General features: G+C 45.1%; 22 protein-coding genes. 15 read left to right on the top strand and 7 right to left on the bottom strand.

Annotated features, from left to right (window positions below; genetic code table 11):
- The first annotated feature begins 236 nt into the window (after positions 1-236).
- The 5 genes from J2Z28_RS03430 to odhB all read left to right on the top strand — a co-directional run bounded on the left by J2Z28_RS03430 (position 237) and on the right by odhB (position 6824).
- Entirely contained in the window at positions 237-746 is a 510-nt protein-coding gene (locus tag J2Z28_RS03430; RefSeq protein ID WP_133384110.1) for an 8-oxo-dGTP diphosphatase, read from the top strand.
- A gap of 360 nt (positions 747-1106) precedes the next feature.
- The gene (locus J2Z28_RS03425; protein WP_036610208.1) at positions 1107-1604 is read left to right on the top strand and encodes a GNAT family N-acetyltransferase; all 498 of its coding nucleotides are present in this window, start codon (positions 1107-1109) and stop codon (positions 1602-1604) included.
- Positions 1605-2039 (top strand): NUDIX domain-containing protein, encoded by a 435-nt coding sequence (locus tag J2Z28_RS03420; RefSeq protein WP_211081176.1) that lies wholly within the window; start codon positions 1605-1607, stop codon positions 2037-2039.
- A gap of 634 nt (positions 2040-2673) precedes the next feature.
- Entirely contained in the window at positions 2674-5547 is a 2874-nt protein-coding gene (locus tag J2Z28_RS03415) for a 2-oxoglutarate dehydrogenase E1 component (RefSeq protein WP_036669715.1), read from the top strand.
- Positions 5548-5552: 5 nt separating this feature from the next.
- Positions 5553-6824: a 2-oxoglutarate dehydrogenase complex dihydrolipoyllysine-residue succinyltransferase gene (gene odhB, locus J2Z28_RS03410; RefSeq protein ID WP_211081175.1), complete on the top strand. Its 1272-nt coding sequence runs from the start codon at positions 5553-5555 to the stop codon at positions 6822-6824.
- Between the two features lie 129 nt (positions 6825-6953).
- Here odhB and J2Z28_RS03405 read toward each other — a convergent pair whose 3' ends face one another.
- The 4 genes from J2Z28_RS03405 to mnmL all read right to left on the bottom strand — a co-directional run bounded on the left by J2Z28_RS03405 (position 6954) and on the right by mnmL (position 10681).
- Positions 6954-7934, bottom strand: a complete 981-nt coding sequence (locus J2Z28_RS03405; RefSeq protein ID WP_211081174.1) for an alpha/beta fold hydrolase — start codon at positions 7932-7934, stop codon at positions 6954-6956.
- A gap of 41 nt (positions 7935-7975) precedes the next feature.
- Positions 7976-8953 carry a type I phosphomannose isomerase catalytic subunit gene (locus tag J2Z28_RS03400; protein ID WP_211081173.1) on the bottom strand — a complete coding sequence of 326 codons (978 nt, stop codon included), beginning with the start codon at positions 8951-8953 and terminating at the stop codon, positions 7976-7978.
- 189 nt (positions 8954-9142) lie between these two features.
- Positions 9143-9727: a tRNA 5-(aminomethyl)-2-thiouridylate-methyltransferase MnmM gene (mnmM, locus tag J2Z28_RS03395; protein WP_211081172.1), complete on the bottom strand. Its 585-nt coding sequence runs from the start codon at positions 9725-9727 to the stop codon at positions 9143-9145.
- On the bottom strand, positions 9728-10681 hold the full coding sequence (gene mnmL, locus J2Z28_RS03390) for a tRNA modification radical SAM protein MnmL/YtqA (RefSeq protein ID WP_036669734.1): 954 nt from the start codon (positions 10679-10681) through the stop codon (positions 9728-9730).
- A gap of 318 nt (positions 10682-10999) precedes the next feature.
- On the opposite strand from mnmL, the gene J2Z28_RS03385 reads away from it, so the two are divergent.
- On the top strand, positions 11000-11200 hold the full coding sequence (locus J2Z28_RS03385) for a hypothetical protein (protein WP_036610190.1): 201 nt from the start codon (positions 11000-11002) through the stop codon (positions 11198-11200).
- Between the two features lie 152 nt (positions 11201-11352).
- A complete protein-coding gene (gene trmB, locus J2Z28_RS03380) occupies positions 11353-12108 on the top strand; it encodes a tRNA (guanosine(46)-N7)-methyltransferase TrmB (RefSeq protein ID WP_211081171.1) in 756 nt (251 codons plus the stop codon).
- 135 nt (positions 12109-12243) lie between these two features.
- Here trmB and J2Z28_RS03375 read toward each other — a convergent pair whose 3' ends face one another.
- A complete protein-coding gene (locus J2Z28_RS03375) occupies positions 12244-14496 on the bottom strand; it encodes an AraC family transcriptional regulator (protein WP_211081170.1) in 2253 nt (750 codons plus the stop codon).
- Between the two features lie 408 nt (positions 14497-14904).
- On the opposite strand from J2Z28_RS03375, the gene J2Z28_RS03370 reads away from it, so the two are divergent.
- From J2Z28_RS03370 to J2Z28_RS03360, 3 genes are all read left to right on the top strand, one after another.
- Positions 14905-15810, top strand: a complete 906-nt coding sequence (locus J2Z28_RS03370) for an ABC transporter permease (protein WP_017689672.1) — start codon at positions 14905-14907, stop codon at positions 15808-15810.
- 96 nt (positions 15811-15906) lie between these two features.
- Positions 15907-16770 (top strand): carbohydrate ABC transporter permease, encoded by an 864-nt coding sequence (locus J2Z28_RS03365; RefSeq protein WP_415841432.1) that lies wholly within the window; start codon positions 15907-15909, stop codon positions 16768-16770.
- Between the two features lie 100 nt (positions 16771-16870).
- A complete protein-coding gene (locus J2Z28_RS03360; RefSeq protein WP_415841427.1) occupies positions 16871-18424 on the top strand; it encodes an ABC transporter substrate-binding protein in 1554 nt (517 codons plus the stop codon).
- A gap of 140 nt (positions 18425-18564) precedes the next feature.
- On the opposite strand, the gene J2Z28_RS03355 is transcribed toward J2Z28_RS03360, so the two are convergent.
- Both J2Z28_RS03355 and J2Z28_RS03350 read right to left on the bottom strand, forming a co-directional pair.
- Entirely contained in the window at positions 18565-19716 is a 1152-nt protein-coding gene (locus J2Z28_RS03355) for an MGDG synthase family glycosyltransferase (protein ID WP_211081167.1), read from the bottom strand.
- A 50-nt stretch (positions 19717-19766) separates the two neighbouring features.
- Entirely contained in the window at positions 19767-20294 is a 528-nt protein-coding gene (locus J2Z28_RS03350) for a phosphatase PAP2 family protein (protein ID WP_017689668.1), read from the bottom strand.
- A gap of 710 nt (positions 20295-21004) precedes the next feature.
- Here J2Z28_RS03350 and J2Z28_RS03345 point away from each other — a divergent pair.
- The 5 genes from J2Z28_RS03345 (at position 21005) to J2Z28_RS03325 (ending at position 25368) form a co-directional block, all read left to right on the top strand.
- A complete protein-coding gene (locus J2Z28_RS03345; protein ID WP_036610177.1) occupies positions 21005-22243 on the top strand; it encodes a glycosyltransferase family 2 protein in 1239 nt (412 codons plus the stop codon).
- 336 nt (positions 22244-22579) lie between these two features.
- Positions 22580-23074, top strand: a complete 495-nt coding sequence (gene infC, locus J2Z28_RS03340; RefSeq protein ID WP_017689666.1) for a translation initiation factor IF-3 — start codon at positions 22580-22582, stop codon at positions 23072-23074.
- A gap of 24 nt (positions 23075-23098) precedes the next feature.
- Positions 23099-23302, top strand: a complete 204-nt coding sequence (rpmI, locus tag J2Z28_RS03335; protein WP_017689665.1) for a 50S ribosomal protein L35 — start codon at positions 23099-23101, stop codon at positions 23300-23302.
- 88 nt (positions 23303-23390) lie between these two features.
- Complete coding sequence (rplT, locus tag J2Z28_RS03330) at positions 23391-23750, top strand: 50S ribosomal protein L20 (protein ID WP_017689664.1); 360 nt, start codon at positions 23391-23393, stop codon at positions 23748-23750.
- A 577-nt stretch (positions 23751-24327) separates the two neighbouring features.
- Entirely contained in the window at positions 24328-25368 is a 1041-nt protein-coding gene (locus J2Z28_RS03325; protein ID WP_076327056.1) for a BMP family lipoprotein, read from the top strand.
- Positions 25369-25474: the final 106 nt, after the last annotated feature.

Genomic DNA, 25474 nt, shown 5'->3' with positions numbered 1-25474 from the left:
ACTGGAAACTCCAGGTTTGAGGAAAGAGCAGCATAGAATATCACAAAACAGGCGGGCTTCTGATGTACAGGTGTACAGGGCGTCCGCCTTTCGTATGCATATATATCATCATAGACTATACTGTGAGACCGGTGAAAATACGAATGAATCAGAGTGGGAATAAAGAAGGAAAACACAGGTTATTCCCAGAAATGTTAGTGTACAGCAGAGAAGCGCATGTTAGCAGGAGGACGAATATGGATACTAGAATAGAGATTTTAACGATGTGTATGGTATGGGACAAAATGAATGATCAGGTGTTGTTAATGAATCGGCCGGACCGCAAAGGATTTCCGGGATACATCGCTCCTGGGGGGAAGGTAGATTTTCCTGAGAGTATCGTGGATGGTGCTGTGCGGGAGGTTCTGGAGGAGACGGGGCTAGTAGTCAATGAAATTACGTATAAAGGGCTTGATGAGTTCTGTGATCCCGAACAAGGATTGCGGTACATGGTATTTAACTATTTGGCGACTTCATTCGAGGGTCAGTTATTGCAAGATCCGCCCGAAGGCGAACTGTTATGGGTGCCGATGAAGCGGGTTTTTGAGCTGCCTATGCAGGATTGGTTCGCTGAACGTTTCCCACGTTTTTTCCAAAAAGGCACTTTTGAGCGGAGTGTGATCTGGGAGAAATCATCCGGACGTACGTTGCAAGAAACATTTATGGTGTATAGCGATTCCGTACTTGAACAGAGTGGGACCCGATAAGTTAAACCGTCAGAAGGAGGAAAAATCATGGGATACCAGCATGCCCTGCAAGGATACATTGCGGCGACGCTTGATGGGGAATGGAAATTAATCCATGAGCATTTAAGCTTGGGTTAGGATATAAAATAATGCCTCATAATGTATCATCCATATCTATATATTTATATCCAAATATTATGATATAATGAAGTTTACTATTTTTATAGGAGATGACTAGTCTGTGGGTAATAGTGTGTGATTAATAGATTGAGTAAACTAGTTTGTTGAAATGAAGAATGATATATTTGTGGATTTGCCATACATAGGCTTCTGCAAACAGAACGTAAATGAATATTGTACGATGAAAAGGTGGAGATTGGCATGAAATTGTCGTTCCGGATTTTGGACTGGGAAGAAGAGAGACCCTACGAACTTTTGTTGATGGCTGATCCTTCAAAAGCAATTGTGGATGAATACCTGAGTCGGGGTGTTTGTTTTATTGCCGAGTATGAAGGAGAGATGGTTGGGGAGTTCGTATTGTTGAAGACTCGTCCAGAGACTGCGGAGATTGTTAATATTGCCGTACAGGAAGAACTGCAGGGACAAGGTGTAGGCAAACACATGATTAAGGAAGCGATGGAAGCTGCACGTAGATTGGGATGCCGAATTCTCGAGATTGGGACGGGCAACTCCAGCTTTCATCAATTGAAGTTATACCAACGTTGCGGTTTCCGCATTATCGGGGTTGATCGTGACTTCTTTGTGAGGCATTATGAGGAAGAGATTATAGAGGATGGTATCCGCTGTGTGGATATGATCCGTATGGCCATAGATCTGGATGCTGTTACAGAGGATGAAAACGAAAGGAAGAGCCCTTAAGTGAATCGGTATACACATATTGGGGTATATGGCTTGGTCGCTTGGGAGGACCAATTCCTGTTGATTCATAAGGCTCGCGGAGCATACCAGGGGCAATGGGATTTACCAGGCGGAAGGCTGGAATTTGGCGAGCAACCTGAGACTGCTCTTCATCGTGAGATTGAAGAGGAGACGGGCCTGACCCATCTACAAGTGATGATTCGTTCTGCGGAGTCTACGGTACTGGAATGGGTGTATCAAGGTGAGCCGGAAGAGCTGCACCATATCGGGATGTTGTATGATGTTGTTTTGACCGCAGCCAGTCGGCCGGATCATATCAAAAAAGAACCCGATGGCGAAGATTCGCTGGGCGCGGACTGGTTTACACTGGAGCAAGTTAGAGATCTTTCCCTAACGCCGTTTGCAGAGTATATGATTAGCCAAAGTACATCTTGATGTGCATCCTCAACTTTATTGTTAACTTAAATTTGCTGAATGCAAAGAAGCTGCTCGGATAATTCATGTCTGGGCCAGCTTTTTGCTGTGGGTCTCCTGAAGAAAACCCCAATTATTTGTTGAATGTGACGTCAAATGGTTAATGTTTAACTTGACGGTTTGTTTTTGCACATAATGGACCACAATTCAATTAAGGAGGTAAAATGGGAGATCGTATGCCTATTTTGTTGTAATTAAGCGTTCGTTGTTCTACTCAAATTGATCGATTTATTCGATTCATCTAATTTATGCATCAATTGAACTAAAAATAGGAAATGCTCCTGAGCGTAAAAGTTTATAGAATAGATAGTAGAACATGGACTTCACTTGAAGAAGAGGAGAAAGTGTAACCTTCGAACGGATCAGGACAGTATTCGACATCTGTGCGACGGTATATACAATCATTGTTTTACTTTGATTTTGAAAACGCAGACAAACCTTGACGGGAGCGTCGGACTAACGTTACTACCACCAACAGCACGATTATTGGACTTCATGAAAAATTTCGCTTAAAATGTTGAACGAACGCAAATTACGGCTTAGTCAATGATTTCCGTCAAAAACTTATGACTAAATCAAGACGGAGGGAACGTCGATGACGATCGTGGAAGGCAACAAGAAGCCCTGGGAAAGTTACTATGGCCCCAATATGGGATACGTACAGGAACAATATGAATTATTCACTCAAGACCCTGGTTCGGTTACACCGGCTTATCGTGAACTATTTGAACAATGGGGTGCACCGCCGATGTCTGGCAGGGATGCACGCACAACCTTGAATTCCGGCAACGCCCAATCGGCTTCCGGAAGCGTAGACATTCAACTATTACAGAAAGCGGTTACAGCGGGTAAACTGGTATGGAACATCCGTACCTATGGTCATCTTGCTGCAGATATAGATCCGCTTGGAATCAGTGAAGATACAGACACATCTTTGCTGGAACCTCAGCATTTTGAATTAAACGAAGAAGATCTGAAAGCTTTGCCTGCTTCCCTGATCTGGGAAGGTGCAGATGGACAGACAGCAACCGGATGGGATGCAATCCAACGCTTGCGTCAGATATACACTGGACCCATGGCCTACGAATTCAGTCATGTGCACGAAGTTCAAGAGCGTGAGTGGCTGAATCGTCGTGCGGAATCCCGGACATCACCGGCTCCACTTACGCCGAAAGAACGTAAGGCTTTGCTGGAACGTTTGGTTGAAGTTGAGCAATTTGAAGATTATCTTCACAAAACATTTGTTGGGCAGAAACGTTTCTCCATCGAAGGTAACGATGTGCTTGTGCCGATGCTGGATGAAGCTGTTCGCATCATGGCAGAAGCCGGATCAAGCCACATTCTGATGGGTATGGCCCACCGTGGACGGTTAAATGTACTGGCTCATGTTTTGGGCAAACCGTACAGCAAAATTTTCTCTGAATTTCATCATGCTCCGAACAAAGATTTGGTTCCATCGGAAGGATCGACTGGAATCAACTACGGTTGGACGGGGGATGTCAAATATCATATGGGTGCCAACCGTTTTGTAAAAGACGGGGAAACTGTACAGGCACGCCTTACTCTGGCGAATAACCCGAGCCATCTGGAATACGTTAATCCGGTTGTACAAGGGTTTGCTCGTGCGGCTCAGGATGACCGGCGTGACCCTGGGTATCCGAAGCAGGACGTGACGAAGGCAGCCACCATATTGATGCATGGTGACGCAGCATTCCCTGGAGAAGGGATCGTTGCAGAGACGCTGAACTTCAAAGCTTTGCCAGGATATCAGAATGGCGGAACCATCCATATTATCGTCAATAATCGTCTGGGTTTCACTACAGATAGCAGTGATTCCCGTTCAACGTACTACGCAAGTGACCTTGCTAAAGGGTACGAAATTCCGATTGTACACGTGAATGCGGACAATCCGGATGCTTGTATTGCGGCCATTCGTATGGCAGCCGAGTATCGCAATCGTTTCAAAAAGGATTTCCTGATCGACTTGATCGGTTATCGTCGCTACGGCCATAACGAAACCGATGATCCCGAAACAACTCAACCTATCGTTTATGACAAGGTGAAAAACCATCCAACGGTAAGCCACTTGTATCAGGATCAGTTGAAAGAGGAATCGATTATCGATGATGCATCCATTACGAGCATTCGCGATGGAGTAACGAACAAATTAAAAGAAGCTTATGACCAGATGAAGAAAAATGAAGTACATGAATATTATCAGCGGAAAATCAGTGAGCCGGAGGCTGTTACGATTACTCCGACTGCGGTACCGCTTGAGAATCTTCGCAGCATTAATGCCGATCTGCTGAAATGGCCTGAGAACTTCAATGTGTATCCGAAGTTACAGCGGATTTTGCAACGCCGGAGCACTTCCCTGAACGAAGGGGAAAAAGTGGATTGGAGCCTTGCGGAGACACTCGCATTTGCAACCATTCTGGCAGATGGCAAGCCAATTCGGATTAGTGGACAGGATGCCGAGCGTGCTACATTCGCTCATCGGAATCTGGTGTTGCATGATTCGGAGAATGGAGCAAAGTTCTGCCCATTACATCACTTGCCACAGGCAAGAGCATCCTTTGCAATCTATAACAGTCCGTTGTCTGAAGAATCCGTTGTTGGATTCGAATACGGATATAACGTATATTCACCCGATACACTGGTCATCTGGGAAGCTCAATTCGGTGACTTTGCCAACTGTGCACAGGTTATCTTTGATCAGTTTGTATCCGCGGGTCGTGCCAAATGGTCTCAGAAATCTAGTCTGGTCATGTTGCTACCACATGCGAATGAGGGTCAGGGACCTGAGCATACAAGTGCTCGCCTTGAACGCTTCCTGCAGCTTTGTGCAGAAGACAACATGACGGTTGCCAACTTGTCGAGTGCTTCTCAGTACTTCCACTTGTTGCGTCGTCAAGCTTCCTTGACTGAAACGGAAGATGCTCGTCCACTTGTGATGATGTCACCGAAAAGTCTCATTCGGAATCCACGTGTTGCTTCACCGGCAGTCGAATTCAGCGAAGGCAAGTTTGAGCTTGTGCTGGAGCAAGCCGGACTGGGTACACAGCCGGATCGCGTAGAGCGCATTATTTTGTGCAGTGGCAAGATTGCCATTGACCTGGAAGATGCTATTGAAAAAGATAAAGCAGATCGGTCATGGCTTCACATTATCCGTGTGGAACAGTTGTATCCGTTCCCGGCAGAAGAGATCAAACGTATACTCGCACGTTTCAGCAATGTAACAGAACTGGTATGGGTACAGGAAGAAAACAAAAACATGGGTGCCTGGACATACATGGAGCCTCGTCTTCGTGAAGTTGCCCCGGAAGGCACAACCGTTAGATACGAAGGTCGCCCGGAACACGCAAGTCCTTCCAGCGGTTATCAGCTTGTGCATAGTATGGAACAGCAACAGATTATTACATCTGCGTTGAAACAAACGACGAAGAATAATATTCCACTGGGGAGGTAACAGCTGTGAGTGAAATTAAAGTACCTGCAATGGGTGAGTCAATAACTGAGGGAACTGTATCCAGATGGATGGTTAAAGAAGGGGATACCGTTAATCAGGGTGATGTGCTTCTTGAACTGGAAACGGATAAAGTAAATATTGAGATCAGCGCAGAAGAAAGTGGCGTGCTGGAGAAGATCATTCGTCAGGAAGGAGAGACGGTAGTGATCGGTGAAACGATCGGTACACTCTCAGCTGGTTCTGGAGGAGGAAGCGGTGCACCCGCTTCCGAACCAGCAGCTGAAGAGAAAAAGGCCGTTACTCCTGCACCTGAAGCTCCAACACCACCACCAGCACCTGCTGCGGCAGCACCGGAGTCATCCGATAGTGCCAAGACGGCTTCACCGTCTGCTCGTAAGCTTGCACGTGAACGTGGTATCGAACTGGATCAGGTTCAGAGCAAAGATCCGATTGGACGGGTATACCAGGATGATGTGAAGAGCCATAACAATCAGGCGCCTGCTCCTGCTGCTCCACCTGCGAGTAAAGCTCCAGCAGCACCAAGTGCTCCGGCAGCGGGGAGTTCCACTTATACCAAACCAGTGGAGCGTCAACGCATGTCTCGTCGCCGTGCAACCATTGCGAAACGTCTGGTAGAGGCTCAGCAGACAGCAGCCATGTTGACTACGTTTAATGAAGTAGATATGACTGCCATCATGGATGTACGTAAACGCCGTAAGGACAAGTTCAAAGAGAAACATGAGATCAACTTGGGCTTCATGTCCTTCTTCACCAAAGCGGTTGTGGGGGCTCTGAAAAAATTCCCTACAATCAACGCAGAGATTGATGGCGAAGATGTTGTACTCAAAAAGTATTATGATATCGGCATTGCCGTATCTGCGAAGGAAGGACTGGTTGTACCGGTTGTGCGTGATGCTGATCGTCTGGGCTTTGCCGAGATCGAGAAGAGCATTGCGGACCTGGCATCCAAGGCTCGTTCCAACACGCTGGCGTTATCTGATCTGCAAGGTGGAACGTTCACCATCACCAATGGTGGAACATTTGGTTCCTTGTTGTCTACGCCAATTCTGAATACACCTCAAGTGGGTATTCTGGGGATGCATAAGATCCAGCTTCGTCCAGTGGCTATTGATGCAGAGCGGATGGAGAACCGTCCAATGATGTACATCGCGTTGTCCTACGATCACCGGATTATCGACGGTAGTGAAGCTGTACGTTTCCTCGTGACCGTGAAAGAACTGCTTGAAGACCCGGAATCCCTGTTAATTGAAGGTTAATCCATAACGTTTGATTATAGCTATTATTCATATCGCTTAACAAGAAAACCCCTGAACTGGAGCGCAGCGTGAGCTGTACATCCGATTCAGGGGTTTCTTTTGGCTTTTGATATGTTGTCTCCGCCTCTATTATATAGAGTCAGCCGTCTCGGTAGGGCTCACCGGACTAGGATGTGTATTCAAGCCAGGGGTATTCCGCTCTAGCCAGTTCACAACGTGCTGGGCTACTTCTGTTCGATTGATCTCATGCAGCATTTCATGGCGTCCATCGGGATACAGGCGATACTCAATATTCTCCAGGTGAAGTTTCTTATATTGCGAGACCAGATTAAGAACGCCTTTGCCATGAAGTCCGACAGGGTCCTTCTCACCTGAGAACAGGTATACGGGTTTGTGTTTGGGTATGCGCTCCATATTGTGTGGAAGATGGACTTCGAGCAGCAATTTGAAAAAGTCGCGGAAAAATCCTGCTGTACAGACCACTCCGCACAGGGGATCATCAATGAACCGTTGAACCTCTTGCGTGTCCCGGGACAACCAGTCAAACGGTGTCGTCGCAGGGCGGAAAGAGCGGTTAAATCCGCCAAATACAATCGCATTGAGCAGCATGCTGGGATGAGTAGCCCCCTGAATGCCACATTGCAAGAAGGCGAGCTTCTCTCCAATACGGAGAAGACCGCGTCTGCCATTGGTCCCGGATAAAATAAAGGCATGGTATTGTTCATGACCAGCGTACATGAGATGTTGTACCAAGAATGAGCCCATGCTATGTCCCATTAGAAACAGGGGCACCCTAGGATTCTCCTTGGCGGCTACTTCGCCCAGATTGATCATATCACTCGCCATCCAGCGGAAGGCATCGATGCCAGCATTACCAAGCAACTTGGCATTCTCCACAGTTTTGCCATGACCCCGATGGTCATTAGCATAAACCGCATAGCCATTTTGGGTAAGAATGTCGGCGAATTCTGCGTATCGGGCTGCTGTCTCGCCCATGCCGTGTGCAATTTGCACGACACCTTTAACGTTGCATTCCGGATCGGGAAGCCAGCGGTACACATAAATACGGGTACCTTCACTAGCGACCAAGGCAAAGGTAGATTCCTGCATCTCGTGTAATTCCTCCTTCACGGGTCACATATAAGCTTGATTTAGGGCAGATAAGAGCGAAGAACAGTGGTATTCCCGTTCAATGTATAAGAACCCAGATTGGCTGGCAAGAGATAACATTGTCCAGCTTTCAATTCAATGCTGTCTGATTCAGCATGTGCCCACTCCAAAGTTCCTTCTCCTTCACAGACAACGAGAATCGTGAAGCTGTCAGGATTGGTGGAGAGTTCCCAACGTTTAGTCACAATCCCTTTTTCAACTACAAAATAAGGGCATTCCGCAAGCTTGAGCCATTCACCAGAAGTAGCGTTATTTGTTTTCATCGTTGAGGCACCTGCGCCCTCATAGGCGGTGACATTTAATGAGTCTTCAACATGCAACTCACGTGGTTTGCCATCCAGCCCTGGACGATTGTAATCGTATATCCGGTACGTCGTATCCGAGTTTTGCTGAATCTCAGCGACAACGACACCTGCACAGAGCGCATGCACTGTTCCAGCAGGGATAAAGAACGTATCACCAGCTTCTACAGGTACCTGACGAAGGGTATCCATCACCGTGCCGTTTTCTAATGCTTCTTTTAATGTTGCCCGATCAACGCCTTCATTCAAGCCATAGATGATGTGTGCGCCCGGTTTTGCATCAAGTACATACCACATTTCTGTTTTGCCAAGCTCGCCTGGAGGAAGTGCCTCATACTCGTCTGTTGGATGAACCTGAACGGACAGGTCATCGTTGCAGTCAAGCAGCTTAATCAGAAGGGGGAAACGGCCGCCTTTTTCAGAGACACCTTTAGTTCCGAGCCATTCGGTGCCCAGTTGTTCACGAACTTCATCCAGACCCTTGCCAGCCAGTGCTCCATTTAATACCTTGGTTGTACCGTTGGGATGATCTGCAATCATCCATCCTTCTCCGATATGTCCTTCAGGGGGCGTAAGGCCGAATTGCTCCAGCGCACGACCGCCCCACACACGTTCTTTGAACTCAGGTTGGAATTGTAATGGGTATGGCGTAGACATCAGTAATCTCTCCTCTAGTATATGAAATGGTGGATCGCTTTAATCAGTCATGGGCATGTAGTCGCCATGAGCAAACAAGTGAATACGTTTGCATATGTAGATGTAGAACACAGATCGCAGTAAGAAAAAGCCGTTAATAGCTCGCCCTGCGATTGTGTCTAGTTTATTGTATTTGGTGAACAAAGGAAATTATTTTTTCTCGATTCCGATCAGAAAAGGAGAAGTTTCTCGCTGCAATTGGCGATACATCACAACCTGTGCCTGTTCCACCGAAAGGGCAGAGGACCAGTCCAATACAGCTTCTGCTTCCTGTGCCCCTCCGTCATGACCAGGGTAGAGCACAACCGTAATGATGCCGCGAGGACGTAATAAAGCGAGTGCAGCTTCGAGTGCAGCGATTGTGCTGTCTGTCTCGGTGATGATGGAGGAATCTGCACTTTCTGAAGGCAGGTACCCCAAGTTGAACATAACTGCACCTACCGCACCAAGCCATGACTCAGGCACCGCTTCTGCCATTCGATCATGGCTGAGTTGAAGCATGGAGATGGAGCCAAGCTTGGCTTCATCATTTTGTTTTCGAATCCGGGCCTGTGCCAGCGTGAGGGCTTCACTTTGAATATCGAATCCAATGACTTGACCACGTCTGCCTACTTGTTGTGCCAAAAATAGTGTGTCTGCTCCTGTACCCACCGTTGCATCTATGGCCAGATCACCTGGCTGCAGACGGGAAGCAGTCCACTGATGCGCACAGCTGAGAACTGAAAGAAAGCCCATCTATGCTCGCCTCCAATACTTACCTTGCCATGAATCCCGCTCTCGCAGCTCACGATCAATGGAGTTTAACACTTCCCATTTGTTCATGGACCACATCGGTCCAATCAACAGATCACGCGGTGCGTCGCCTGTAAGACGGTGCACGATCATTTCCGGTGGAAGCATCTCCAGTGTATCTACGATCAATTTGATATACTCGTCCTGATCCAGAAAACGTAAAAGACCAGCTTCGTATTGCTTCACCATTGGTGTTTTGCGCATCAGATGTAGCAGGTGAATCTTGATTCCCTGTACATCCATATTGGCAACTGCCCGTCCAGTGTCCAGCATCATCTCATGTGTCTCTTGAGGCAGACCATATATGATATGTGTACACACTCGTATATTCCGTTTGCGCAGTTTCTCAACCGCTTCTTCGTAACACTTCGTGTCGTGCGCGCGATTAATCAATGTTGATGTGGAATCATGGATCGTTTGAAGGCCCATCTCAACCCACAGATAGGTGCGTTCGTTCAGTTCAGCCAAATAATCAACAACGTCATCTGGCAAACAATCCGGGCGAGTGGCGATGGACAAGCCAACAACACCGGGTTGCTCAAGAATTTCTTCAAAATATTCGCGCAGCTCCTCAACCGGAGCATACGTATTCGTATAGGCTTGGAAGTAGCCAATATAATGGGCTTTAGGCCACTTGAGGTGCTGTTTATCTCGAATTGTATTGAACTGAGTGACCAGATCTTCACGTCTGCTGCCAGCAAAATCGCCTGATCCACGCGCACTGCAGAAGGTGCAACCACCTTTGGCAATGGAACCGTCGCGGTTGGGACAGGTGAATCCAGCATCCAGCATCACTTTGAAAACCTTATTGTTAAATTGATCGCGCATCTCATAATTCCAGGTATGGAATCGTTTATCTCCCCACAGGAGAGGGGACTGTAATGCAGGTGCATTCATCTTCAGGGTACTCCTTTGGCTGTCGAATTACCGTAATCATACGTGAACAAAAGAAGAAGCGCTATGCGATTTCCGTCATAGACGATGGATAGCGATTATAGGTGTCTTCATGAACTTTTATCATTGTATCAAAAAACTAAAAAAAAAGGGAATCGAAACGCAAAAATAGGCCGTAAAATCAAGGTTTTTCCCTTGCTATAGTTTACACCTTATGTTATATTTAAATCAGCGTCAGACACCATCTAATGGGTATTATTCATCATAGCATTTGAATCAACGTTGACGTCATGGACCATACTATACCGTGAGGTGATATGAATGAATTCCCAAGTTAAAAACAATGAATTGAATCATGTGTCTGTTGAATTGACGGCAGAAGAAGCACTGGCTTTAACAGGTGTTCGTTTTAATGGAAATCCGAAAGTGAAAGCGGCTGCAAGACAAAAAGTTCGCGATGCTTTCGAAAAGACATTTGATTTTTCACACCAAGATAAGGTAGACTATGAACTACTAAAGTAGTTGGACCCCAATTCCAAATAAATCGAAGAGGGAATCTTTGAGATTTGCCCAAAGTGGCAGATCCGAAGATTCCCTTTTCATTGCTCTTTACAATTTGCCAGTTCTTCGGCAAAATAAGTCTGAGACAAGTATGGGACAAACGGAGGAATAAAATGCGTTTACGTGGCAGAAAAGGGATAAGAGAAAATCTGGAGCAACAAGTTGATCTTGTTGTACTGGACCCCAAGCAACATAAAGGAAAATGGTCTGAACTGTTTGGCAATGATCACCCGATCTTCGTGGAATTTGGTATGGGTAAAGGTCAATTTATCAGCCAAATGAGTTATAAATATCCGGAATTTAATTTCATCGGTATTGATATGTATGATGAACTGGTGCGTCGTGCCAGTGAGAAAGCTCGTAATGCGTGGAGTCAGGCTGATGTGGAGACACCTCCGAACCTGAAGCTGGCGCTGGCAAATATCGAACAGATCGAAGAAGTTTTTGAACCGGAAGAACTGGAACGCATTTATTTGAACTTCAGTGATCCTTGGCCAAAAGCAAAGCATGCACGTCGACGTTTGACGCACCCGCGCTTCCTGAAGAAATACACGGAATTGCTTAATCCCAAAGGTCAGATTCATTTCAAAACCGATTCGGAGACGCTGTTTGATTTCTCACTCAACGCCATTGCCGACTTCGGCCTGCAAATGACCAATATTTCTTTGAATCTGCATCGTGATGGTTTGAATGAAGAACATGTGATGACGGAGTACGAGCAGAAATTCATGGGTAAAGGTATGAACATTCACCGGGTTGAAGTGATTGTGGGTGAAGAGGCCCTGCGTGAGTATCAGCAGACACGTCTGGACAAGTATAAAGTTCGTGAAGCTTCGGATGATTCTGGCGAAGATCAGGAAAAGGAATAAATCGAAATCTAACTTAAACTCATTAAAGAAGAGCGACACATGAGGTGAATGATTCATTCTCATAGGTCGCTCTTTTTTTTGCATTAACAATCGATGTGCAATGCTCCATAAACTCAAGTCTGGTATGGTATGATTTCAAAAGTTCTCTGAATGAAATTCTTTGCGGCGATAATCGTTTGGTGTAACACCATTGAACTTTTTGAACATGCGATAGAAGTATGAACTGTTGGTGAATCCGGTTCTCTCGGCAATGTCGGCAACGGAGTTCTCCGTCTCCACCAGCAGATGCTGGGCCTTGGCTATTCGGGTCTCGTTAATCACGTCCGTGAGCCCTTTCAGGGTGAGCTGTTTGTAGAGCCTGCTCACATAGATGGGCGACATGCCCAACTCATCTGCAATGGAAGTTAGACAGAGATTGGGGTCCGCATAGTCCCGCTCTATAATGCCATTGATTTTGCGAATCAACTCTTCGTGCTTCAGCGTGCGTTTCTCCTCGACTTTGGAACCAAGCTCATCAAACATCCGATAGAAGTGTTCATGTACTTCACTAATGTCTTCCGCGTCTTTGACAGGCAGCATTAGACCATCCGAGACTGAATTAAGTGTGAGTTGATTATTCTTCTTGAGGGTATTTCGTACATGGTTCAGTGTCATCGTCAGATGGGATAAGGCTAGTTGGAAGACGGTAAATGGATAATCGGCTGTCTCGCCGACGATGTCTGCATAGACTTGTTTTGCTTCTCGCGTCTTGCCTGTCATTAGATGATCGACAAGTTGTCTTTCCTTACCTGCTGGGAATGCGTACTCCTTGGCATGATAAGCCATGATGTCAGAGGTATAGATCAGACAGCCCGGTCCCATGAACAAACGATGCAGTGAGGCTTCGGCTGATCTGGTGTAGGATGCAATACTGTCTTCCAATGAATCTTCTTCCGTACCGATCGTACAGGAGATGGAGCATTTCAAATGGGTCATTACAGCGGCCTGCATCATACGCAGCAGCTCTTCGATCCGGTTATGAGCGGGTTGCCCAAGTTCATCGCTTTCCTCTTTTTCATTGAAGACGAGTGTGATCAGATCACCGCCCATGTCCACAGCTTCCGCATTGTAGTGGAGATCGGCTGTCTCGGTGCATATGTTCATCATGGCGTATTTTACAAGCTGGGTCTCATCACGGTACGTTTCGCAGAATTCGGTAAAATGGTCAATACGCAGCAATACCAGCCTGGATGCACGCTGAACATCAATGGAGGAACCATAGAACTTCATCCGTTCTTCCAGCATACCTCCAGTTACTGTTTCGCGGCCTTGCAGGGCCCCTCGTAGAAAATCCTGCCGTAACAAATGAAGACTGCCACGTCGCTCTGCTTCCATCACACGTAAACGAACAAGTACCTTATCAATAGGGTGATATAGTTTTCGGGACACAAGGTAAGAGAGCAGTAAGCCTGCGAAGAGAAGTCCAACACAAAACAGAACGGTATGTGTGCGCATACTCCGTATATCTGATGTAATCAGATCATAAGGTGTTATTCTTACATAACGCCAACCCAGATCATCGGGAGCGGTATAGGTGATGAGAGATTTTTCTCCGTCGACCTTCTCGGTAAAGTAAGCTGATTGCCCCGTATCCTGCATAATTGGCTTCATAAAAGCTTCGCTGGAGAGATTTTTCATCAATGCACGGTCGCCAAAGTCAGATAAAAGGTCTCCATTCTCATTCACGATAAAGGTTTTGCCTGGTTGATCCACAGCATTCATATTCGGACTGAGCCAATCATCCTTGATATTAACGATAACAGCATAGTTTAGCTTCGCATTATCATTAATCGTGTCATAACAGAGATAGGTGTAGCTGTTAACCTCTGTTGCTTCGGTAGAGCCGACCTGATATGTACGCGGGATGGGGACAAAAGGTTTATAGTCATGGAAGCGTTGGAGGATGCTTGTAATCCCCTGATCGTCGATCTCCGAGACGGACTGCTGCCCATTGCGCACGTCGGAACTGATAAAGAATTCATTGCTTTTGGAGTTATATACATAGATGGATTCGATAAAGGGAAGGGACATACGGTAGTTGTCTAGCTGCTCCATCGCCGATGTGATCTCATAAATATTTGGTTTGGAATAGAGCAGTAATGAAGAGATGGTGTAGTCCTGATAAATCTGATATGACAATGATTTTGCAGTCTCGGTCATTTTGGCCACTTCACGGCTGGTTTGAGTAAGACTGTTCATATCTGTACGATACACCTGACGAAGAGCAATCCGATTATAGTTGACGTACAAAATAGAAGAAGCCACAAGTAAGGTAGCGACGGTACTGATAATAATGCCGATCAGAATCCGTGTGAAGACCTTCTGACTGTCCTCTGAACGTTTACGCATTCTTCTTCCCCCTCGAACCTCCTGTTTTGGGTGAACAACATAGAATTTCATATACATACGTGAGGCTTCATAGTTGGATGAGCAGAAGAGCAAGAGTAACTTGAATTATATATTATGTATGCGTTTACATCAATGATGGACAGGTTGTTTTGCCTGTTTTCTCTACATAAAGTTCAGCTTTCGCTGGATTGTTCACTAGGTGTAGCCTATGCACGATATCAACATTTGTGAACAGATGTGTGTCGATGTCTGTACATTTCATGGTTCGTTCGTTTTGTTCATAGTTCATTTCGCAGAATCGTTCATTTTCTGAAGGGAAGCTTCAGTATCCGTAAGTGAAGAGAGCATCTACAATAAAAAGAGAGCTCCACCACGCAGCACCGCAAGAAATTCGGGAGGGATCGAGCCATGCTCAAAGAATTGAACAAAAACAAAATCATGTTTCTGATGCTGTTGCCCACGCTGATCTTTTTTCTGATTAACTCGTATTTTCCGATGGTCGGCATCTATTATGCGTTCACCCGGTATGATTTTGAAGGCGGATTATTTGGTAGTCCATTTGTCGGTCTGGAGAACTTTAAGTTCCTATGGCAATCCGGAATGTTGCTCAAGCTCACGACCAATACCGTGGGTTACAATCTCGCCTTCATTATATTAGGAAACGGTCTGGCGATCTTCTGTGCGATCATGCTTAGCGAGATCCGGGGCAGGTTATTCAAAAAAATTACGCAATCCGTCATGTTTTTGCCGTATTTCATCTCATTTGTACTATTAAGTGTAATCGCTTACAACATGTTTAACTACGAGTCGGGTTTTGTGAACACGGTGCTCAAACGTTTTGAGGCCGGCCCGGTCGACATTTATAACACACCCTGGATCTGGGTGTTCCTGATCATCATCTTTTATCTATGGAAAAATCTTGGATACAGCATGGTCATCTATCTGGCCGCCATAACGGGTATCAGTGACGAGTATTATGAAGCTGCCCGAATCGACGGGGCGAATATATTTCAGCGGATCTGGTACATTACGGTACCGATGTTGAAGCCAACCTTTGTCATCCTGTTGTTGTTCTCACTCGGCAGCATTATGAAGGGGCAGTTTGACCTGTTCTATCAACTGATCGGCAACAACGGGGTGCTGTACAACGCTACAGATATTATTGATACGTATGTGTATCGTTCACTGAAAGTCACGTTTGATATCGGGATGGCAACGGCTGCTGGTCTGTATCAGTCCTTGTTTGGATTCATTTTGATCATGACCGTCAACTATATTATCCGCAAAGTAAATGAGGACTACGCCTTGTTCTAGAACGCCCGCAGGGCAGGAGGGAGAATGATCATGAACACGCCGATGAATACTCACACCCGTACGAATACGCGTCTCAGAGATTCGGAATTCACTTTCATGTTTCAACTGATTTCCTACAGCTTTATCATCGTTTTATCAATCATGTGCTTGCTACCGTTTCTGCTGATTCTATCCGGTTCATTCAGTAGCAACGAGTCTATTGTGAGGGATGGTTATCACCTCTTTCCAACGGACTTTTCCCTGGAAGGTTACAAAATGGTGTTCAAATTCCCGACCCAGGTACTCAAGGCTTATGGGGTAACAGTCTTTACAACGGTGGTGGGGACTACGCTAGGGCTGTTCCTCATCACGATGGCCGGATTTGTGCTCCAGCGTAAGGATTTTAAATATCGGAATACCTTCTCGTTTTTTATCTACTTTACAACGTTGTTTGGTGGGGGGCTCGTGCCTTGGTACATTATGCTGGCGAACTACTTCAATCTCACAGATACGTACACCGTACTGATTTTCCCGGGGTTGATGACACCATTCCTCATTATCCTGATGAAAAACTTCATTCGCTCGGCAGTGCCGGATGAATTGATTGAGTCCGCCAAAATTGATGGAGCGAATGACTTCCGCATCTATTTCAGCATTGTGTTGAAACTGGCGATGCCAGGTATCGCAACCGTAGGTTTGTTTCTAGCACTGGGTTACTGGAATGACTGGTTTACCTCATCCCTCTTCATTAACAATCCAGATATGTACCAACTGCAATTTTATCTCTACAACACGATGAACACGATTACCTTCATTGACCAGATGGCGATTGGCACGGGGATCACACTCAGTCAGGATGTGCCTACCGAATCAACCAAGATGGCAATGGCTATCGTTGTAACGGGACCGATTTTGTTCCTGTATCCGTTTGTACAACGTTATTTTGTCAAAGGACTCACCATTGGTGCAGTGAAAGGTTAGAACGTGAACACGCTGTGGGTGTCAGGCCATTGACATCATTTCTGGTCTGAAGCATGGCGAGTCTGCGCTAACATATAAAGGTTCACCACAAAAAGGGAGGATGCGTATGCGTAACAAAACAATTCGGCACCTGTCTCTGGTACTTGCCCTGATGTTATTCGCCGGGGTACTTGCCGCATGTAATAACGGTTCGGGGGGATCGACGCAAGGAAGCGAGCAGGGAGGAACATCCGGGAACAAAGGCGAGAAAGTCACGCTTCAATTTTACATGCTTGGGGATGCTCCGAAAGATCTGCCTGTCATTGAATCCGAGATCAATAAGTTGGCGGAGGCTGATCTGAACGTCAATGTGAAATTCAACTACACATCATGGACCGACTGGGATCAAAAATATAAACTGCTGCTGTCTTCTGGACAGCCGATCGATCTGATCTTCACAGCGGATTGGACATTCTACCAGTCCTATGCCAAAAAGGGCGCGTTCCTGCCACTGGATGAAATGTTGCCTAAAGCAGCGCCAGCACTGAAAGCTCATGTACCTGATGACATGTGGAATGCTGTCAAAATCAATGACAAAATCTATACGGTTCCATCCACTTGGATTGAGTATGTAACCGAGGGAATTGCGTACCGTGAGGACTTGCGTGAGAAGTACAATCTGCCGAAGCCGGAATCTTTGGAGACACTCGAAGCGTATCTGGAGGGCATCAAAGCCAACGAACCCAATATGATTCCGATTGCGGATAGCAATGCCAACCATACCCATGGTATTCGTCAATTGACATCCAAGCTGGTTAATACAGCAGGTCAACTTCCATATGGACTGGATATTATGTATGACACACCAACAACTGTGACGTCCTACTGGGGATCGGCGCAACATCTCGAAGACCTGAAAACATACAAACGTTGGATGGACAAAGGATTTTTCCCGAAAAACGTACTGAATGTAAAAGATACATCCAACTCGTTGTTGCAAAATGGAAAAGCGGCTGTTGTTCTGTCTGGGGAAAACCCTAACAAATTTAATGCAGATGTCATCAAGGTACAGTCTACTCATCCAGATTGGAAACTGGCTTATTTCCCGTACCCGAATGCGAAAGGGTTTGCACAACCGGTTCACCCGATCCACAATGGTTTTGCGATTCCGCGTAGCAGTAAAAACCCGGAAAAAGCATTGGCATTTTATGAGAAACTTGTGACAGACAAACGATATAACTGGTTGACTGAATACGGCGTTGAAGGCAAAAACTTCGAGGTAGATAATGGATACTACAAAATGGTCGGAGATGCACAAACAAACGGCTTCCCGCGTGAGGGCATGAACGGCTGGGCTTGGCGTAATCCGGAATTCATGCTCTATGATAAAACCTTTGATGATGTCCTGACCATGTTTGAAGATCTCGACAAAATCAAAAAGCCGGATATTTATACCGGATTTGCTGAAGACTGGACTCCGTACCAAGCCGAGAAGGCTGCATTGGAGCAAGTGGAAAAACAATATTTGTATCCGCTTAATGTAGGTTTAGTGGCAGACGTAGAAGCTGGACTGAACACATTTATGGAGAAGGCTAAACAAGCAGGATTGGAAAAAATTCAGGCAGAATACACTAAGCAGTGGCAGGAGTACTTGAAGTTAGCAGGCATTCAATAGTTTGTATTTTTCTTCATAAAGAAAAGGTGCCTTCAAATCCGAAGGCACCTTTTCAATGTGGTTGCAGGCTTGTTTGAAGCCGTTGGTTAGAGGCGTGATTGGACGAAGAATACGGGAAGCGACATCCTATTGGGATAAATTCATAAACGGGCCTCTTCTGCGGATGAAGGACGAACATCCTCCAGCAGATCGATAATACTTTGAGCGCTCTGCATTGGATGAACCTTGGCGATTTCCGCCAGATGACGTTTGCGTTTACGTACAACATCCGGGTAGTGATGCAACAGCTTGTTCATCCATTTAACCACTACGTCGGGGGAAGTTATGGGTTCTCCCAACCCTCTTGCCGTAAAATAATGGACGTTTTCTTCCTCCTGACCAGGTATAGGGTTGTGGAACAACATGGGAATTCCTTTGGCCAAGCCTTCACTGCAAGTCATTCCCCCAGGTTTGGTAATCAGAAGGTCGGATACTTCCATTAATTTGTCCACTTCGTTGGTGTATCCCATAATGTGAATGTTTTCTTTGCGGTACATCGGGTTCTGTTCCATGCTGATCCGTGTTTTATCATTGTGACCCAGACAAAAAATGATCTGAATATCTTCATGCCAGCGTGTCAGCAGCGGATGGACCAGCTTGTCGCTGAGCATTCCCCAACCGCCGCCCATCACCAGTACAGTAGGCATATTCTTGAGGTTAAATCTGCTTCGGATCTCTTCTCGCCCGGGATGCTCCCAGAAATTTGGATGCACCGGAATGCCCGTGACTCGAATGTTTTCTGTAGGTACGTCTCGTAGCATTAGTTTGGACTTAACCTCATCTGAAGAAACCAGATAAAGGTCTACTTCACGGTTAATCCACGTCCCATGTGCATCATAGTCGGTGATGACTGTGCATAGCGGAACCTGTACACCCAGACGCTTCAGTCTGGATATGACAGCACTTGGAATCGGATGTGTACAGACGATCGCATCGGGACGTAACTGGCGCACAACGCTGCGTGTATGTGTATAGAACAGTTTATGCAGCGCCAGTGTCGTCAGCCTGTTCAATGACTTTTTATAGTGGTGCCTGTATACGTATCCGAAAAGTTTGGGTTGGTTGGTAACCGTTTTTTTGTATGCTGTTATAATCAGAGGTGCAACCTTTGGATTTAAGAAACTTCCCAGTTCAAGCACTTTTGTCTGCACGTCTGGCGAGAGCTTTCGCAAATTGCTGGACAGTGCATAGGCGGCTTGAGTATGACCCGTACCAAAGCCTTCAGATAATAGTAATACTCTTTTTTTCTCCACGCTTACTTCACCTGTTCCTGCTAGGTTTTTCTGAGTCTAACATATCGGCTTTAAGACCAGAATGCAACTGTTGCAAGTGCGACTAAAGTACCTATTGTGGCACCCGCCAGAACATCGGAAGGATAGTGTAACCCCAGATAAATTCGGGAGAATCCGACAATAAGGGCCACAGGCAACAATATTAGCAATAAGATCGGATCAGTGGTCATAAAGGGAACTGTGACCGAAAAAATGGCAGTTGTGTGCCCTGAAGGAAACGAGTGATCCGTCAGGGGATTACGGAACGTAATTGTATCCGGCAAGGCCAGATAAGGTCGAATGCGGGGATACAATTTTTTCGCGATAGCTACAGGGATATGGCTGACCGCAAGGGCGATACATGCCTGTAGTCCTGTTGTGCTCCATGGAGCTGGAGCAAGCAGCCAGATTAACAACGATATTGCAATAGATGAAGTTGCTCCACCCAGATGGGTGAAATAATACAGCCAAAAATTCATAAAACGATTATGAAGTCGGCCGTTGATCCACATAAAAACATTTCGATCATAATCTTGAAACTTTAAGAATAAACGGCTCATATTGGCCTCCTGCCAGTCAGGCCGCCCGTAATGGCGGCATTATTTCCGGTGATTTTCTGCATCCGGTTTCGTCCTGATTAGTATATAACCGTTTTTCATGAACTTGAGGTTATTTCAGGTATATGTTTATCATATTTTTAAATGTTGTCCTTTTCAAGAAGAACCCATGTAAAGAACGTGAAATTCATGTTAAAGAGTGGATATATACCCATCTTAACTTTTTGACTTGGGTCAGCCAAAAAAGATACAATGATTCAACATGGCTGAAATGAGGTAAAAAAATGTGAGTTCTGTTTCAAACTTTTTGAGGTCTGTTTACGTTATTTGTTATAGAGCCTCTGACGAAGAATAACATGCCGATGAAAAAAGCAGGGACTTTAGAAATAAAAATCAAGTAAACGGCTGAAAATAAGATATAACAGGCATGAATGCGAGGTTGTGGTATCACGAAGTGTCTATTCAGCGTTTAAAGATCACATTTCTGCTTCAGAAAGTGGAATTGGGGTTTTGACAAATGACTGAAAAGGATACAGAATCGATAAAGCAGCCAACTGATAGCAACCACGCTTTGAAACATTGCCTGATATATTCACGTAGTAAACAAAAGAACAGGGTCATATTCTGCAGATCAAAAAAAAATAAATTGCAGAATCAGGAAGAGAAATGCTTGAGTAAACTGGGTTTTGAAAAAAAGGGGGTAACAGAGAACGATGTTGGACGCTATATTCGTCACGATGCAGGTCATTCTGGCACTGCTAGCCGTGTACCAATTCACGTTTTCGCTGTTCGGTCTGATTAAGAAAAAGAAAAAGAAACATTATCCGGCGACAAAATCATTCGCTGTACTCGTCGCAGCACACAATGAGGAACAAGTCATTGGTGCCTTGATGGAGAACTTGAAACAACTTGATTATCCGGAAGATCTGTACGATGTGTTTGTCATCTGTGACAACTGTACAGATGGAACGGCTCAAATTGTCAGAGAGCATGGATTAAATGCCTGTGTACGTACCAATGCCGATTTAAGAGGTAAAGGGTACGCCATCGAATGGATGCTTAAGTACCTGTGGAAATTGCCACGTCAGTATGACGCAGTTGTTATGTTTGACGCGGATAACCTGGTTGACCGTAACTTCTTGCTTGAGATGAATGATGACTTGAACAATGGTTCGCGTGTTATCCAAGGATACATTGATACGAAAAATCCGGAGGATTCCTGGATTACTGCAGCTTACGGTGTATCTTACTGGTACATCAACCGTCTGTGGCAGTTGTCTCGTCATAACTTGAATATGGCGAATTTCCTCGGGGGAACCGGAATGTGTTTTGAGACCAACCTGTTGAAGGAAATTGGTTGGGGTGCAACAAGTCTGGTTGAGGATCTGGAGTTTACGATGCGCAGTGTGCAACGTAATGTGTATCCTGTTTTCAACTATGACGCCAAAGTATTTGATGAGAAGCCATTAACATTTAAAGCTTCAGCGAGACAACGTCTGCGCTGGATGCAAGGTCACTTTACAGTTGCGCGTAGATACTTCTTCCCGTTGCTATGGCAGTCCATTAAGGAAAGAAGCCTGGTGAAATTTGACCTTGCTATCTACGGAGCCAATGTCTATGTGGTGTTGCTTACGTTCCTGATGACGGCTGTGATGTGGGTAGACATGGCTATATTCAGTGGTCCGCACATTGCTAATATTTATGGATACTTCCCGTTATGGGTTGGGTTCGTGGCTATTGGTTTGAACATTCTGACGTTCCTGTTGTCCATGGCGCTGGAGAAGGTTACCTTTGCCAAAGTTTATCTATATCTGATTTTGTTCCCGATCTACCTGCTGTCTTGGTACCCGATTACGTTCTACGCTTTCTTTACGCAGAACAACAAACAGTGGAGCCACACTCAACATACACGTGTTGTACGGTTGGATGAGGTACAGAGCAAGCAAGGGTAAGGAACATGCATACGATACTTTGTTGACATCTGATATCACAAATGTGTAATTCACGAAAAAAAAGTTGTGAAGAATGTTGACAATGTGTTTTATGGGTGATATAGTATTCAAGTGCCTTAAAGCGAATAGCAATGGAATCACAAGTAGAAGTCCGACTTCTCACCTGATCAACAAACATGTTGGCTGGTCAACGATCCCAATAATTTATGAAGTGTATACTCATGAAGAATTGTGTTGATTACAGGGATGTCGGTAGCTTGACCGGCATCCCTTTTATTTTTGTTTAACTGGATATTCAAAATGACCTGGAGGTGGACGATTATTAGTAAAGATCACATGATTAATGATGAGATTCGGGCGAAGGAAGTACGCCTTGTCGGAGCTGAAGGAGAACAAATTGGGATTACGCCCATTCGCGAAGCACTGCAAATGGCGATTGACCTGAATTTGGATCTGGTCAATGTGGCACCACAGGCTAAACCGCCGGTGTGTCGTATTATGGACTATGGCAAATTCCGCTATGAGCAACAAAAGAAAGATAAAGAAGCCCGTAAGAACCAGAAAATTGTTGATATTAAAGAAGTATGGTTCCGTTCCAATATTGAGGAGCACGATTATCAAACGAAGCTTCGTAATGTAGTTAAGTTTTTGAACGAAGGCGACAAAGTGAAATGTTCTGTTCGTTATCGCGGACGTGAAATTGCACATGCCGCGATTGGTCAACGGATTTTGGAGCGCGTTAAGGTAGAAGTTGCAGAACTTTGTACTGTTGAACGTCAACCGAAATTGGAAGGCCGCAGTATGATCATGATCTTGGCTCCTAAAGCCTGATAACATTGGAGGAGGAAACACAAAATGCCTAAAATGAAAACACACAGCAGTTTGAAAGGACGCTTCAAAATTACCGGTTCCGGTAAGGTCCTTCGTTACAAAGCTCACAAAAACCACTTGCTTTCCCACAAATCCAAACGTGCTAAGCGCGTTCTGAACGGTAACCCAGTTATGGCTGCCGGGGATGTTAGACGTTTGAAACAAGGCTTGGCTAACTTGAAAGGCTAATTCTAATTAGTACATTCCGTATGGGGGATCGGCTACGGCCGTACACATACCACGGATACATTTATATTTATTTGGGAGGTTCTTTAATATGGCAAGAGTAAAAGGCGGTTTTGTAGTACGTCGTCGTCATAAAAAGGTTTTGAAACTGGCAAGAGGTTATTTCGGTTCCAAACACCGTATTTTTAAAACAGCTAACGAGCAAGTAATGAAATCCCTGGTATACGCATACCGTGACCGTCGCAACACGAAACGTAACTTCCGCAGACTGTGGATCGTTCGTATCAATGCTGCAGCACGTATGAATGGTTTGTCTTACAACAAACTGATCCATGGTTTGAAACTTGCTGGAGTAGACATGAACCGCAAAATGTTGGCTGATCTGGCCGTTAACGACATCAATGCGTTCAACTCTTTGGCTACTGTAGCTAAAGGCAAAATCAACGCTTAAATTGTATGATACAAGCCGCCGTACCTTATGGCGGCTTTTTTACGGCTTGTAAGAAATTCGAAGAGGAATCTCTGGATGAGTAGAGCGAATAGGCTGTAGTCTGGAAGGGAACAATGAAACCAGATAACTGGTGAATAACGATCCATGGGAATACATAAAATACGAACGGTGGAATAATACAAATAAAATCAGGTAAATCCCACTCATCACTAAAGTTCGCGATATGTTTTTGTTATATAACATCACATCGTTGTAACGTTAGTGTGTTAAAACACTAAATTATTAAGCGTTTTCAATAAAAAAAGAACAAAAATATGTGATATTTGGTGATGAAACATCTGGATTTTAACACTGGTTGATTGTATAATCACCTCTAGTAGGCTAGTCCTAGATTTTTCTCTCCATGTCATAATGTTCGGTTTTTCGACAGATGATAGGATGTTACAAGGGTGAGAATGCGCTTTTAATGTCGAAGAAACCATACATTCTGCATAAAAGTCATTCCTGCTATCTGTTAACCGTTCAATTGTAGGCTGGATTGGAATGAGGGATATATCATTAAGGGGGAAAAAGAGAAATGAAAAAGATGCTCAGCTTGTCTTTGGTAATGTTGCTGGCGGTATCGGTTATGCTCGCAGGTTGCGGTAGCAAACCGAAAGAAGAAACAAATGCCGGAGGAGATAAAGGTGGCACACCCACTGAAGAGAAATCCGATCTCAAAATCGGTATGGTTACTGACGTAGGTGGAGTTAATGACAAATCCTTTAACCAATCCGCTTGGGAAGCTCTGCAAGCGACTGAAACAGAAACAGGTACTGCTGTTAAATACCTGCAAAGTAAATCCGATGAAGAGTACATTCCTAACCTAAACGAATTTGTTAAAGGCGGATATGATCTGACTTGGGGTATCGGTTTCCAATTGGCTGATGCAATCAAAACTGTAGCTGAGCAAAACCCTGATGCTAAACTCGCGATCATCGACAGTGTTGTTGATGCTCCTAACGTTAAATCTGTAACATTTGCTGAAGAAGAAGGATCTTACCTAGTTGGTGTTGTGGCTGGTCTGACAACAAAATCCAACAAAATTGGTTTTGTAGGCGGTATGGAAAGCCCACTGATCAAAAAGTTTGAAGTAGGATTCAGAGAAGGCGTTAAAGCAGTTAACCCTGATGCTCAATTCATTTCTAACTACACAGGTGCATTTGATAAACCTGACTTGGGTAAAGCAGCAGCAGCAACACTTTACAATGAAGGCGTAGATATTATTTTCCACGCTTCTGGCGCAACAGGTAACGGTGTGTTTAACGAAGCAAGTGCTCGTAAGAAACAAGGTCAAGATGTATGGGTTATCGGTGTTGACAAAGACCAATCTCTTGAGTTTGGTGATGAGATCACTTTGACTTCTATGATCAAAAAAGTTGACGAAGCAGTTAAGCGCGTTAACAAAGAAGTAGTTGATGGTACATTCGCTGGTGGTTCCGAGAACCTGACTTTGAAAGAAAACGGCGTAGGTATTGCTGATACTTCTACTGCCAATGTATCTGCTGATACACTTGCAAAAGTGGAAGAGTACAAAGAAAAAATCATCAGCGGCGAAATCAAAGTTCCTACGGAGTAATTTTGATCTTAGTCGCAAATGAATAATCATTGGGGCCGGTCTTGACCGGCCTTATGATTGCAAGAACAGGAACATTTGATCAAGTCATCATAACAATTGTACAAGG

The organism is Paenibacillus xylanexedens (genome assembly GCF_017874615.1).
GTDB lineage: Bacteria > Bacillota > Bacilli > Paenibacillales > Paenibacillaceae > Paenibacillus > Paenibacillus xylanexedens.
The sequence above is the reverse complement of the archived record's forward strand: the minus strand, read 5'-3'. Positions and strand labels throughout refer to the sequence as shown.